This window comes from Mesorhizobium sp. P2_H9, assembly GCF_056403215.1.
Map to the genome: position 1 here is coordinate 33612 of NZ_JBFUFX010000002.1, position 13382 is coordinate 46993.

Genomic DNA, 13382 nt, shown 5'->3' on the forward strand with positions numbered 1-13382 from the left:
CGCAAAACGGCAAGCGCCGTCGCAAACAGCGCAAGGGTGGCAGCGCTGTTTCGCTAGTGATACACCTCGCGCGCCGGAGCCTGAACGAATGCCCGGCGGCAATCCGCGAGACCTTTGGCGCGAGGCTGGAACGTGAAAAAATATTCGGTATTCGCCATCGCCCGCGAGGCCATGCGCGGCCATAAGGGCTGGGAGGAACAGTGGTCCTCGCCGGAGCCGAAGAAGGAATACGACGTCATCATCGTCGGCGCCGGCGGCCATGGGCTGGCGACAGCCTATTATCTCGCCACGGTGCACGGCATCACCAATGTCGCGGTGCTGGAAAAGGGCTGGCTCGGCGGCGGCAACACCGGCCGCAACACCACCATCATCCGCTCCAACTACCTCTATGACGAGAGCGCCGGCATCTACGATCACGCGCTGAAGCTGTGGGACGGGCTCAGCCAGGAGCTCAACTACAACGTCATGTATTCGCCGCGCGGCGTCATGATGTTGGCCCACAACGTCCACGACATCCAGGTGCTGAAGCGCCACGTCCATGCCAACCGGCTGAACGGCATCGACAATGAGTGGTTATCGCCGGAAGCGGCGAAGGAATTCTGCCCGCCGCTCAACATCTCCAAGGACGCGCGCTATCCGGTGGTGGGCGCCGCCTTGCAGCGCCGCGGCGGCACCGCCCGCCACGATGCGGTCGCCTGGGGCTATGCGCGCGGCGCTTCGGCGCGCGGCGTCCACATCATCCAGAATTGCGAGGTCACAGGGGTCAAGCGGGCGCCGAACGGCGCGGTCATGGGCGTCGACACGACGCGCGGCTTCATCGGCGCCAAGAAGGTCGGCGTGGTTGCCGCAGGCCACTCCTCTGTCATCATGAACATGGCCGGCGTGCGCATGCCGCTGGAAAGCTATCCGCTGCAGGCGCTGGTGTCGGAGCCGGTCAAGCCGGTATTCCCGTGCGTGGTGATGTCGAACACGGTGCACGCCTATATCTCGCAGTCCGACAAGGGCGAACTGGTGATCGGCGCCGGCACCGACCAGTATGTCTCCTATTCGCAGACCGGCGGCCTGCACATTCTCCAGCACACGCTCGATGCCATCTGCGAGATGTTCCCGATGTTCACGCGCATGAAGATGCTGCGCTCGTGGGGCGGCATCGTCGACGTGACGCCCGACCGCTCGCCGATCCTGGCCAAGACGCCGGTATCAGGCCTCTACGTCAACTGCGGCTGGGGTACGGGCGGCTTCAAGGCGACGCCGGGCTCGGGCCACGTCTTTGCCCACACCATCGCCAAGGACGATCCGCACCCGATCAACGCGCCCTTCACCATCGAGCGCTTCCGCACCGGCCGTCTCATCGACGAGGCGGCGGCGGCGGCGGTGGCGCACTGAGCACCGCAGGCTTTGCAATCAACCGGCCATCGGCCACGGCGAATTGTAGGAACGAAATAGAATGCTTCTCATCCGCTGCCCCTACTGCGAGGAAGAGCGTCCGGAGCTCGAGTTCCGCAACGCCGGCGAAGCGCATATTGCGCGCTCGGCCAACATGGCCGGCGAGAGCGATGACGATTTCGAGAAGTTCTTCTTCATCCGCTCCAATCCCAAAGGCATCATCTATGAGCGCTGGCGGCACATGCATGGCTGCGCCCGGTTCTTCAACGCCGTGCGCGACACCGTCACCGACACGTTCCTTTTGACCTACAAGGCCGGCGAACCGAAGCCGTCAAAGCTGCCGGGAGTTGCCAAATGAGCGGCGCGTTCCGCATTCCCGGCGCCGGCCGCTTCCAGCAGGCCAAGACCGCCCGCTTCAGCTTCGACGGCCAGGCCTACACCGGCATCGAAGGCGACACGCTGGCCTCGGCGTTGCTCGCCAATGGCGTCCATCTCGTGGGACGTTCGTTCAAATACCACCGGCCGCGCGGCTTCCTGTCCGCCGGTGCCGAAGAGCCGAACGCGCTGGTCGAGATCAAGCGCGATGCGGCGCGCAAGGCGCCGAACATCCGCGCCACCGTGCAGGAACTCTATGAGGGGCTCGACGCGAGCTCGCAGAACCGTTGGCCGTCGCTGGCCTTTGACGTTGGCGCGGTCAACGACATTGCCTCGCCGCTGTTTTCAGCCGGCTTCTACTACAAGACCTTCATGTGGCCGAAGGCGGCCTGGAAGAACCTCTACGAACCCAAGATCCGGGCCGCGGCCGGTCTCGGCGTCGCGCCCGACAAGCCGGATCCCGACCACTACTCCGCCCGCTTTGCGCATTGCGATGTGCTGGTGGTGGGCGGCGGCGCTGCAGGCATTGCCGCGGCGCTCGCCGCAGCCGAGACCGGCGCGCGCGTCATTCTTGCCGACGAACAGGCGGATTTCGGTGGCAGCCTGCGTTTCGAGTCCGGCGCCAAGATCGACGGCCAGGATGGCTATGCCTGGTCGCAAGCCACGGTGGCCAAACTCAGGGCGATGGACAATGTCCGCGTGCTGTCGCGCACGACCGCCTTTGGCTACTACGCGCAGAATTTCGTCGGTCTGGTCGAGCGCGTCAGCGACCATCTGCAAAACCCTGGCCGCGACCTGCCGCGCGAGCGGCTTTGGCAGGTTCGCGCCAGGCGCGTCGTGCTGGCGACCGGTGCCATCGAGCGCCACATGGTGTTTGCCGACAATGACCGGCCGGGCATCATGCTGGCGTCCGCCGCACGCACCTATCTCAACCACTACGGCGTCGCGGTCGGCAGAAATGTCGGCGTCTACACGGCCAATGACTCGGCTTACGCGGCGGCGATCGACCTGAAGAAGGCCGGCGTCAATGTGGCGGCCATTGTCGACCTGCGTGACAATCCGACAGGACCGGTGATCGACGCAGCAAGGGCGCTCGGCATCGAGGTCAATTTCGGCCGCGCGGTGATCCGTGCCGGCGGCAAATTGCGGGTGTCGTCGATGACCGTGCAGCCGAAGAATGGCGGCGGCGAGCGCACCATTGCGGTCGACGCGATCCTGATGTCGGCCGGCTGGACGCCGTCGGTGCATCTGTTCTCGCAGTCACGCGGCAAGGTCGCCTTCAACGACGAGACCAAGCGCTTCGTGCCTGGAATTTATGCGCAGGATTGCGTCTCGGTCGGCGCCTGCAACGGCACGGACGGGCTGTCGGCGACGATCGACGAGGCTTATGCGGCCGGCGCCAAGGCGGCGAAGGATGCCGGTGCGAAAACCGCAAAGGGTACGAAGCCGAAGGTCGACGCCTCGGAGAGCTGGTCGCGCGGCATGCTGGGCGCTGCACCCGGCGCCGGGCCGGATACGACTGTGAAAGCCTTTGTCGATTTCCAGAACGACGTCACCGCCAAGGACATCCGCCAGGCGGTGCATGAAGGCATGCGCTCAATCGAGCACGTCAAGCGCTTCACCACCAACGGCATGGCGACCGACCAGGGCAAGACCTCCAACATGCACGGCCTGGCGATTGCCGCCGAGACGCTGGGCAAGGCGATCCCTGAGGTCGGCCTGACGACGTTCCGGGCGCCCTACACGCCGGTGACCTTCGGGGCCATCATCGGCCACGCGCGGGGTCCGCTGTTCGATCCAACCCGCAAGACGGCGATCCATCCCTGGGCGGCAGCCCAGGGCGCCGTGTTCGAGGATGTCGGCCAATGGAAGCGCGCCTGGTATTTCCCAAAGGGCGGCGAGGACATGCATGCCGCCGTCGACCGTGAATGCGTCACCGTGCGCAAGACGGCCGGCCTGTTCGATGCCTCGACGCTGGGCAAGATCGAGGTGGTCGGGCCGGATGCGGCCAAATTCATGGAACTGCTCTACACCAATCCGTGGGAGAAGCTCGAGCCCGGCCGCTGCCGCTATGGCATCATGCTGCGCGAGGACGGTTTCATCTATGATGACGGCGTCGTCGGCCGACTGGCGCCGGATCGTTTCCATGTGACGACGACGACTGGCGGGGCGCCGCGCGTGATGAACCACATGGAGGATTATCTCCAGACCGAATTCCCGCATCTCAACGTCTGGCTGACCTCGATCACCGAGCAGTGGGCGGTCATCGCGGTGCAGGGGCCGAAGTCGCGCGACATCATCGCGCCGCTGGTCGAAGGCATCGACATGTCGGACGAGGCGCTGCCGCATATGTCGGTGCGCGAGGGCAAGATCTGCGGCGTGCCGACAAGGCTGTTCCGCATGTCGTTCACCGGCGAGCGCGGTTTTGAGGTCAACGTCCCGGCCGACTACGGCCAGGCGGTCTGGGAAGCGCTGTGGGCCGAAGGCCAGAAGCATGGTGCGGCCGCCTACGGCACCGAATCCATGCACGTGCTGCGCGCCGAAAAGGGCTACATCATCGTCGGCCAGGACACCGACGGCACGGTGACGCCGAACGATGCCGGGCTCGACTGGGCGGTCGGCAAGAAGAAGACCGACTTCGTCGGCATCCGTGGCATGGCGCGGCCGGATCTGGTCGCCAAGGGCCGCAAGCAGTTGGTCGGCCTTAGGACGAAGGATCCGAAAGTGGTGCTGGAAGAGGGCGCCCAGATCGTCGAGGATCCGAAGCAGGCGATCCCGATGAAGATGATCGGCCACGTCACCTCCAGCTACTGGTCGGAAAACTGCGGCCGCTCGATCGCGCTGGCGCTGGTCGCCGGCGGCCGAGACCGGATGGGCGACACGCTCTATGTGCCGATGCCGAACGGCGTCATCGAGGTGGAGGTCACCGGCATGGTGTTCTTCGACGAGACGGGAGGGCGCCTCAATGGCTAAGGCTGCTGCGAAGACCACATCCACTGCCACGGCTTCGGTTGAACGCCGCCCCGCGCTCGCCGGTCAGGAGCTTTCCGCCACTGGCGTCAAGCTGGCTATCCTGCCGCCGGCGGAGCGCATTTCGCTGCGCGCGCCGGAGGCTTCGCTTGCAGCACTGTCGAAGGCGCTCGGCGTGACCGTGCCACAGAAGCCAAAGACCTCGGCGACAAAGGCCGGGCGTACGGCTTTGTGGCTCGGTCCTGACGAATGGCTGGTCATCGACGAGGCTGGAAAAGACCCGCTCGCTGATTGCGCCAAGGTTGGCGCGCTGCATTCGGCGGTCGGAATCTCGCACCGCAATATCGCCATATCGGTCACCGGCCCGGCCGCCGCTACGACCGTCAATGCCGGCTGCCCGCAGGATCTGTCGCTCGCAGCGTTTCCGGTGGGGGCGTGCTCGCGCACCATTCTGGGCAAGGTCGAGATCGTGCTGTTGCGCACCGCAACCGACGCCTTCCGGGTCGAATGCTGGCGTTCTTTCTCCGATTATGTCTTTACTTTCCTGTCGGAGGCGGCAGTCGACGCGGCGGCGTAGAGCAATCCTTTTCGGATTGCTCCGGGAACGTCTGCCGCGCTGGATCGTTCTGCGTCAGCACGTCGAGGGAGAATACCGATGCCGTCGAAATCCGCGCCGAAGTCCCTGGTCAAGAAGACGTCGGCGGTCCGCTCGCTCGAACATGAGCGGCACAACGAGGTTAGTGCGGAAGAAGAACTCGAGGAAGGTCTCGAGGATACGTTTCCGGCCAGCGATCCGGTATCGATCACCGCTACGTCCATTTCCGGTGGACCAGCAAGACCTGGCAAGGCCAAGGTCGTGGCGGGAATGAAGAAACCCAAGAAATAGATCCCAGCGGGCTGCAGCGGAGCGGGCCGAAACGGTTAGGAAAACGGCGGCCAGGAGATCCTGCCGCCCTTTGTCGTTCTGCCGTTCTTGGTCAGGCTACCGGGTCGGCTCAGAAGGAGCTGGGCACGATCCACGGGTTGATCTCGATGCCGAGCCGCGGGCCTTTGCTGTCGGCCTTGGCGTCGGACTTTTCGACCGATCCGGTCGCGCTGCAATCGAGCTTCACGTTGGTCTTGGTGTCGACGCAGACAGCAGCGGGTACGTGCTTGCTTGGCTGGCTCGTGCCGGTGAAAGCGGCGCCCGAGAATGCCAGTACTGCAGCGAGGGTGAGGATTGTCTTTTTCATCGTCAGTCTCCGTTTTCGACCGTTGAATTCTCTTCCGTACATGTACGGTGTGACGTACAGATACGCCTGCCGATCGCGAAGTTCAAGCCGAAATCGTACGCGTACGATAAATTTTTTGTTAACCAAGAAACTCGCCCTTGGTTTGGCTGGGAGGTTGGCGAGGAAATAGGGAGACGAAAGGCCGTTCAGCAGTTGACGGGCGTCTCGGTCAGTGGCGTCACGTTTTGCGTGCTGAGCGTGGCCAGCGTGAAATCGCACATCCGCTTCACGAAAGCCTGCGGATCGCCAAAGGGGTAGAACGGAAAGGTGATCAGCAGCGAGATCGTGCCGTGGCCGACTGCCCACAGCATGGTGGCGATGGCGCGCGGATCGCCTTGCAACTTGCCGGCGGCAACGCAGGCCTCGACCCTCGAGATCAGCACTTTCATCGCCGGGTTGCCTTCTTCCATGTCCTCGTAGCTCCTGCCTTCCGGCAGCTTGGTCTTCTCGGTCATGAACACGGTGCGGTATTCGTTGGGATTGCCGAGCCCGAAGGCGGCATATTCGGTCATTACCGCCTGCAACGCCTCGATGGGATCGTCGGACGGGTGCGCCTCGATGCGTTTGGCGAGGGTCTCGAAAGCATCCTCGGCCAGCGCGAAAAGAATGTCCTGCTTGTCGGCGAAGTAGGAATAGACCGACATCGGTGCATAGCCAACGCGCTTTGCCAGCTTGCGGATGGTCAGGCCTTCATAGCCTTCTTCCTGCACCAGCTTGTGGGCCGCCTCGACGAGCTCCGAGCGCAGTTCGGCCTTTTGTTTCTCGCGGCGTTTCTGGACGCTCAGCGGCAATGTCTGTGCCTTTGGTTGGTTGGTGCCTGGCTAAATTATATACGCTGTACGAAAACGGACAAGGGCGCGGGAAGTTCCCATGCGGCATGCATCAGATGGCGCCGACGCCGCCGTCCACCGCCAGCGCATGGCCGGTCATGAAAGAATTTGCGGGGTCGGCGGCAAACAAGATGGCGGTGACGATCTCGTCGACTTCGCCGACCCGCTTCATCGGCACGCCGCGCGTCAACTCGGTCAGCGCCTCGGCTTCCGGCGCGCCGGAGAGGCGGACGAAGCCGTCGACCATCGCCGTTCTGGTGTGGGCCGGGCAGATGGCGTTGATGCGCACGCCGTTGGTGGCGTATTCGGCCGCCGCCGATTTGGTCAGTCCGACGACGCCATGCTTGGCGGCGGCATAGACCGAAAGCTTCGGCGCCCCGACGAGGCCGGCGACCGAGGCGATGTTGACGATGGCGCCGCCCTGGCCGGTCGCCTTGAACTGCTGCTCCATTTGCGGAATCTGGTGCTTCATGGCGTAGAAGACGCCAAGCAGGTCGATCTCCAGGACGCGGCGCGCCTCATCCGAGGCCAGTTGCGGCAGGCGCACCAAGCTCTGGACGATGCCGGCATTGTTGACGGCGACATCCAGTCTGCCGAACTTTTCGACCGCCAGTGCCACCAGCGCTTCCGACACCGCTTCGTCGGCGATGTTGCCGGCCAGTATCGCCGTCTCCGTGTCGAGCGTGGCAGCGAGGTTTTCGAGCGCCGCGTGGTCGATATCGGAAAGGAGCAGCCGCGCGCCTTCGGCGGCAAAGCCTTTGGCCGCGCCGCGGCCGAGGCCGCCGGCGGCACCGGTGATCAGCACCGTCGCTCGCTCGAAACGGCCCATCACGTCTCCTTGTCGATCAGTTTCACCGCGAGACCGGCGAGCAGCTTGACCGCCTCGCCATAGGTTTTGGCCTTGTCCGGATTGGAGGCGTTGCCATCTAACGCCCGTTTGTAGACACCCTGGCAGATGGCAGCCAGCCGGAAGAAGGAGAAGGCGAGGAAGAAGGTCCAGTTGCCGATGCCGGCCAGCCCGCGGCGTTGGCAATAGGCGGCGACGTAGGCTTCCTCGGAGGGCAGGCCGAGGGCGGCACGGTTGATGCCGTCAAGGCCGCGAAAGCCTGACGCATGCGGCAGGCGCCACTGCATGCACTGATAGGCGATGTCGGCGAAGGGGTGGCCCGATGTCGACAGTTCCCAGTCGAGCACCGCCAATACTTTCGGCTCAGTGGGGGCGAACATCATATTGTCCAGCCGGTAGTCACCATGCACCAGCGAGACCAGACCGTCATCTGCCGGCATGTGCGTCTCCAGCCAGGCAATCAGCCGATCCATGTCGGCAACGCCCCCGGTTTCGGCGGCGCGGTACTGGCTGGTCCAGCGCGTCAGCTGGCGTTCGAAATAATTCCCCGGGCGGCCGAAATCGCCGAGCCCGGCTGCTTCGACGTCGACATCGTGCAAGGCGGCAAGCGTCGCGTTCATGGCATCGTAGATGGCGGCGCGTTCATCATTGCCGGAGGCCTCCGGCAGCGCCGGGTCCCAGAAGATGCGGCCATCGACGAAGGCCATCACATAGAACATGCGGCCGATCGGCGAGTCCTCGCTGGAAAGGTGCAGCATGTCGGGCACGGGCACCGCTGTGCCGGCAAGCGCCTTCATCACCCTGAATTCGCGATCGACCTGATGCGCGGACTTCAGCAACTGGCCCGGCGGCTTGGCGCGTAGCACATAGCGGCCACTTGCCGCCGTCAGCAGGTAGGTCGGGTTCGACTGTCCGGATTTGAACTTTTCGATCGAACGAAGTCCGGCAAAACCGGGGATTTCCGCCTCGAGGTAAGGCGCAAGCGCTGCCTGGTCGAGCGCGTTCGGGTCGCTGCCGCTCATGCGGTCTCAGGCTGGCGCTCGATCAGCGTCAGCGTCAGCCAGCGCGCCGTCAGCGCCGGCTTCTTCGAACCCTCGATCTCGATGGTCACGTCATGCGCTGTCTGCACCCAGCCCGACGGCCGGACCTTGACGTCGGCGAGCACGAAGCGGGTGCGGATGCGCGCGCCGGTCTTTACCGGCGCCAGGAAGCGCAGCGAATCGAAGCCGTGGTTGACGCCCATCTTGCCGTTTTCGAGCGGCGGCATGGTCTCGAAGGTCATCGCCGACAACAGCGACAGCGACAGGAAGCCGTGGGCGATGGTGCCGCCGAACGGCGTCTCCAGCCTGGCGCGCTCGGGATCGCAATGGATGAACTGGTGATCGTCGGTGGCGTCGGCGAACTGGTCGATCATGCGCTGCGAGACCACCCGCCACGGCGACACGCCGACTTCCTTGCCGACACTGGCCAGAAGCACATCGAGACTGATCGGTTCCACTGCGATGTCCTCCACTTCAGCCGCCGGCGTTCCGGTCGGTTGTATCATTCCTTGAACAGCGTCAGCCCATGCTGCACCGACTGCCCGCCATCGATCGGCAGGATGGCGCCGGTGACATAGCTGCCAGCACGGCTGCACAAATAGAGCGTTGCGCCGGCAATGTCATCCGGCGCGCCGATACGGCCGATCGGAACATGGCCGCCGACATGTCTGGCCTGTTCCTCGCTGCCGGTGGCAAAAGCGGTCATCCGGCTCTGGAAAGGCCCCGGGGCGAAGGCGTTGACGGTGATGCGGCGGGCGGCGAACTCGATTGCCAGCGTGCGCGTCAGATGGTGCACCGCCGCCTTGGAGGCGGTGTAGGAATAGGCGTCGTCGGCGAGCGGCTGGGTGCCCATCACCGAACCCAGATTGATCACCCGTGCCGGATCGGCATCGCTGGCGGCGGCGTCGAGCAGCGGCAGCAATTCGCGCGTGAGATGGAAGACGGCGGTGACGTTGACGCCGAACACTTTTGCCCAGGCAGGGTAGGGGAAGGTTTCCAGCGGCGCGCCCCAGGAAACGCCGGCATTGTTGATCAGGATGTGCAGTTTTTCGGTGCGTGCCTTGACCCCGGCGACGAGGGCCGCGATCCCAGCCTCGCTGGAGACGTCGCCGGCAAAGCCTTCCGCCCGGCCGGGGCTGCCAAGCCTATTCAATTCTTCGGCGACCTTGATGCAATCCTCGCCCTTGCGCGAGGCGATCATCACCGTGGCGCCGGCTTTGACCAGCGCAGTTGCCGCCATGCGGCCGATGCCGGTTGCGGCCCCGGTGACCAGCGCGGTCTTGCCGGCAACCGAAAAAAGCTCGTCCAGATAGCTCATCGCAGTTCCTCCGCGCCTCTCCCCTCGGGGCGAAAGGGCTCGCGTTGACAAGGCTACCCGAAGTACGGTCATCCTTGCCACGGGTAAAGTGCCCAGATGCGTGAAAGGGTTAGAGACCGATGGCGGAGATGAATCTCGGCATGACCGAGCGGCTAAAGCCGATCCACGCGCGCGTCACGGCGATGGTTCGCGACGAAATCATGCCGCTGGGCGAGGAATTCCTGGCCGAAATCGGCAAGGATGGCGACCGCTGGGTCTACACTGCGCGCCAGACCGAAATCCTCGAAGGGCTGAAGAAGACCGCGAGAGAGCGCGGCCTGTGGAATTTCTGGCTGACCGGCTCGGAGCGCGGCTATGGCCTCTCCACCGTCGAATACGCCTATCTCGCCGAAGAGATGGGCAAGGCGCATCTTGGCGCCGAGGCCTTCAATTGCTCAGCCCCCGACACCGGCAATATGGAGGTGCTGGAACGCTACGGTTCAGTGGACCACAAGAAGGCGTGGCTGGAGCCACTGCTCGAGGGACAGATCCGCTCGGCCTATCTGATGACCGAGCCGGATGTCGCCTCCTCCGACGCCACCAACATCGCCATGCGCTGCGAGCGGCAGGGCGACGACTATGTGCTGAACGGCGAGAAATGGTGGGCGTCGGGCGCCGGCGATCCGCGCTGCGCCATCTACATCGTCATGGTCAGGACCGGTGGCGACGGCGAGCCGCAGCATCGCCGGCATTCGATGATCCTGGTGCCTTCCGATGCCAAAGGCGTGACCAAGGTTCGGGCCATGCAGGTCTATGGCGACGACAATGCACCGCACGGCCATATGCATCTGAGGTTCGACAATGTGCGGGTGCCGGCCGCGAACCTGATCCTCGGCGAGGGCAGGGGGTTCGAGATCGCGCAGGGAAGGCTTGGGCCCGGCCGCATCCACCACTGCATGCGCGCCATCGGCCAGGCCGAGATGGCGCTGGAGATGCTGTGCCAGCGCTCCGTGCGTCGCGAGGCCTTCGGCCAGCCTCTGGCAAAGCTCGGCGCCAATTTCGACATCATCGCCGAATGCCGCATGGAGATCGAGATGGCGCGGCTGCTCTGTCTCAAGGCGGCCTGGATGATCGACCAGGGCGATGCGCGGGCCGCCGCGCCGTGGATCAGCCAGATCAAGGTGATTGCGCCGCGCGTCGCGCTCAGGGTTACCGACGAGGCGGTGCAGATGTTCGGCGCGCAAGGCATCAGCCAGGACACGCCACTGGCGCGTTCGTGGACGCATCTCAGGACGCTGCGGCTGGCCGATGGACCGGACGCCGTGCATCGCCGGCAGGTGGCGCGAACTGAGTTGAAGAAGTACACGCAGGAAAAGGTCTGAGTGACGGCTTAGCCGGCCGCGTTGCGGTGTTCTGGCGGTAACCAAGGAGTACCCCCGATGGCCATCCCCTCCGAGATGAAAGCGTTGCTGTTGGTCGGCGACGGCTACACCAAGACCCCAACCGGCAGTGTGCTGGAAGCGATGGAACCTTATCTCCAGCCCGGCAGCATCGCCGTGCCGACGCCAGGGTCGACACAGGTGCTGATCAAGGTCAGTCTTGCCTCGATCAATCCGTCCGATGTCATGTTCATCAAGGGTCAGTACGGCCAGCCGCGCGCCAAGGGCCAGCCGGCCGGCTTCGAGGGCGTCGGCACTGTCGTCGCTAGCGGTGACGAGCCTTACCCCAAGAGCCTGATCGGCAAGCGGGTCGCCTTCGCCACCGGCGTCACCAACTGGGGCTCATGGGCCGACTACGCCGTTGCCGAGGCGGTGGTCTGTATCCCTCTCCTCGACACGGTCCGCGACGAGGACGGCGCGGCGATGATCGTCAACCCGCTCACCGCGCTCGCCATGTTCGACATTGTCAAACAGGAGGGCGAAAAAGCCTTCATCATGACCGCCGGCGCCAGCCAGCTCTGCAAGCTGATCATCGGTCTGGCGAAAGAAGAAGGCTTCCGGCCGATCGTCACGGTGCGCCGCGACGACCAGATCCCGCTTTTGCAGGAGATCGGCGCGGCCCATGTCCTCAATGAGAAGGCGTCGGATTTCAAGGCGGCGCTGCGCGAAGTGGTGAAGACCGAGCAGCCGCGCATCTTCCTAGACGCGGTGACCGGGCCGTTGGCCTCGACCATCTTCGACGTCATGCCGAAGCGCTCGCGCTGGATCATCTATGGACGGCTCGATCCCGACACGACGATCATCCGCGAGCCCGGCCAGTTGATTTTCCAGCACAAGCATATCGAGGGCTTTTGGTTGAGCGAATGGATGCGCCAGTTCCGCGACCGCCGCGGCCCGGCGATCCTTGAGGCGCAGAAGCGATTTTCCGACGGCCGCTGGTCGACCGATGTCACGGCCGTCGTGCCGCTGACTGATGCGATGGCAAAAGTCCCGGCCGAACTGGCCAAGCCAAATGGCAAGGTGTTCATCAAGCCATAGTCAGCGGGTTGCCTCGTTATCGCAGGCTTTCCAGTTCGCGGATGCGTTTGGCGCCATCGGCCTCGAGCTGTCTGGTGACGGCGCCGATCAGCGTTTCGACAACGACGAAAAGCGCTGCTGAGGAGTCCCAGGCTGATGGCACGGCAGTGCGCCCTGCGATGACATGGCGAGCGAAGCGGGCGATCGGCGACAGCCATTGGTCGGTGAACAGCACGATTTGCACACCGCGCTGGTGCGCCGTTTCGGCAAGACGGACCAGGCTGTCCTGGTAGCGCCGGATGTCGAAGATCACCAGCACGTCGCGCTTGCCCATGTCGATCAGCCGGTCGCGCCAGACGCTTTCCTGTCCGGCGAGGTGGAAGACATTGGGCTGGACGATGGCGAGATGAGCGGCCATGTAGCGCGCCAGCGGATCGGTGAAGCGGCCGCCGATCAGGAAGGTCTTGCCGCGCCGGTCGGCAAGCTTGGCGACGATGTCGGCCAGTTGCTTGTCGGACAGGTGCCTGAACGTCTCGCGCATATTGTCGAGTGTTGCTTCCAGCATCGGCGATACCGGGCCGCCGCCCTGCGACTGTGGATTGAGCGTCCGAATAGCCGGCGATTGCAATTGCGCCGCCAGTTCGTCCTGCAGGGCCGACTGGAACTCCGGGTAGTTCTGGAAGCCGAGCCGGGCGACGAAACGCAGGATGGTCGGCGAGGATACGCCGGCCGCAGCCGAGAATTCGGCGACCGTCTTCAGGCCGATCAGCGGATAGTTGGCAATCAGCGTTTGCGCGGCGCGCCGTTCGCTTGCCGGCATCGTGCCGATGCGGTCCGAGATCAGTTCGGCAATGCTGGAAATCATGTTTTCCCCACCCTTGGCCTGGCCGACACTGCTTTCCCGAATTCG

The 13382-nt window shown here is 64.4% G+C and carries 14 protein-coding genes; 7 read left to right on the top strand and 7 right to left on the bottom strand.

From position 1 onward, the window contains the following. Window positions 1-132 precede the first annotated feature (132 nt). From AC1DXN_RS03195 to AC1DXN_RS03215, 5 genes are all read left to right on the top strand, one after another. Complete coding sequence (locus AC1DXN_RS03195) at window positions 133-1386, top strand: sarcosine oxidase subunit beta (protein ID WP_477248545.1); 1254 nt, start codon at window positions 133-135, stop codon at window positions 1384-1386. A gap of 61 nt (window positions 1387-1447) precedes the next feature. After that, on the top strand, window positions 1448-1744 hold the full coding sequence (locus AC1DXN_RS03200; RefSeq protein ID WP_477273328.1) for a sarcosine oxidase subunit delta: 297 nt from the start codon (window positions 1448-1450) through the stop codon (window positions 1742-1744). Next, the gene (locus tag AC1DXN_RS03205; RefSeq protein WP_477273326.1) at window positions 1741-4734 is read left to right on the top strand and encodes a sarcosine oxidase subunit alpha; all 2994 of its coding nucleotides are present in this window, start codon (window positions 1741-1743) and stop codon (window positions 4732-4734) included. Before AC1DXN_RS03200 ends, AC1DXN_RS03205 begins: the two co-directional genes overlap by 4 nt. Next, a complete protein-coding gene (locus tag AC1DXN_RS03210) occupies window positions 4727-5308 on the top strand; it encodes a sarcosine oxidase subunit gamma (RefSeq protein WP_477273324.1) in 582 nt (193 codons plus the stop codon). The genes AC1DXN_RS03205 and AC1DXN_RS03210 overlap by 8 nt, the downstream gene beginning before the upstream one ends. Window positions 5309-5386: 78 nt before the next feature. Beyond that, window positions 5387-5617 (top strand): hypothetical protein, encoded by a 231-nt coding sequence (locus AC1DXN_RS03215; RefSeq protein WP_477273322.1) that lies wholly within the window; start codon window positions 5387-5389, stop codon window positions 5615-5617. Window positions 5618-5726: 109 nt separating this feature from the next. Here AC1DXN_RS03215 and AC1DXN_RS03220 read toward each other — a convergent pair whose 3' ends face one another. The 6 genes from AC1DXN_RS03220 to AC1DXN_RS03245 all read right to left on the bottom strand — a co-directional run bounded on the left by AC1DXN_RS03220 (window position 5727) and on the right by AC1DXN_RS03245 (window position 10037). Next, complete coding sequence (locus tag AC1DXN_RS03220; RefSeq protein ID WP_477273320.1) at window positions 5727-5963, bottom strand: DUF680 domain-containing protein; 237 nt, start codon at window positions 5961-5963, stop codon at window positions 5727-5729. A 185-nt stretch (window positions 5964-6148) separates the two neighbouring features. Beyond that, the gene (locus tag AC1DXN_RS03225; RefSeq protein ID WP_477248533.1) at window positions 6149-6793 is read right to left on the bottom strand and encodes a TetR/AcrR family transcriptional regulator; all 645 of its coding nucleotides are present in this window, start codon (window positions 6791-6793) and stop codon (window positions 6149-6151) included. A gap of 91 nt (window positions 6794-6884) precedes the next feature. Next, a complete protein-coding gene (locus AC1DXN_RS03230; protein WP_477273318.1) occupies window positions 6885-7661 on the bottom strand; it encodes an SDR family NAD(P)-dependent oxidoreductase in 777 nt (258 codons plus the stop codon). Beyond that, window positions 7661-8701, bottom strand: coding sequence for a phosphotransferase family protein (locus AC1DXN_RS03235; RefSeq protein ID WP_477273316.1), 1041 nt, complete (start codon window positions 8699-8701; stop codon window positions 7661-7663). Before AC1DXN_RS03235 ends, AC1DXN_RS03230 begins: the two co-directional genes overlap by 1 nt. Then, window positions 8698-9225, bottom strand: coding sequence for a MaoC family dehydratase (locus tag AC1DXN_RS03240; RefSeq protein ID WP_477248527.1), 528 nt, complete (start codon window positions 9223-9225; stop codon window positions 8698-8700). The genes AC1DXN_RS03235 and AC1DXN_RS03240 overlap by 4 nt, the downstream gene beginning before the upstream one ends. Beyond that, the gene (locus tag AC1DXN_RS03245) at window positions 9222-10037 is read right to left on the bottom strand and encodes an SDR family oxidoreductase (RefSeq protein ID WP_477273314.1); all 816 of its coding nucleotides are present in this window, start codon (window positions 10035-10037) and stop codon (window positions 9222-9224) included. Before AC1DXN_RS03245 ends, AC1DXN_RS03240 begins: the two co-directional genes overlap by 4 nt. A 119-nt stretch (window positions 10038-10156) precedes the next feature. Here AC1DXN_RS03245 and AC1DXN_RS03250 point away from each other — a divergent pair, with 119 nt between their 5' ends. Continuing rightward, window positions 10157-11398 carry an acyl-CoA dehydrogenase family protein gene (locus AC1DXN_RS03250; protein ID WP_477273312.1) on the top strand — a complete coding sequence of 414 codons (1242 nt, stop codon included), beginning with the start codon at window positions 10157-10159 and terminating at the stop codon, window positions 11396-11398. Between the two features lie 57 nt (window positions 11399-11455). Continuing rightward, a complete protein-coding gene (locus tag AC1DXN_RS03255) occupies window positions 11456-12493 on the top strand; it encodes a zinc-binding dehydrogenase (RefSeq protein ID WP_477273310.1) in 1038 nt (345 codons plus the stop codon). Between the two features lie 16 nt (window positions 12494-12509). On the opposite strand, the gene AC1DXN_RS03260 is transcribed toward AC1DXN_RS03255, so the two are convergent. Continuing rightward, complete coding sequence (locus AC1DXN_RS03260) at window positions 12510-13337, bottom strand: MurR/RpiR family transcriptional regulator (RefSeq protein WP_477248593.1); 828 nt, start codon at window positions 13335-13337, stop codon at window positions 12510-12512. Between the last annotated feature and the right edge of the window lie 45 nt (window positions 13338-13382).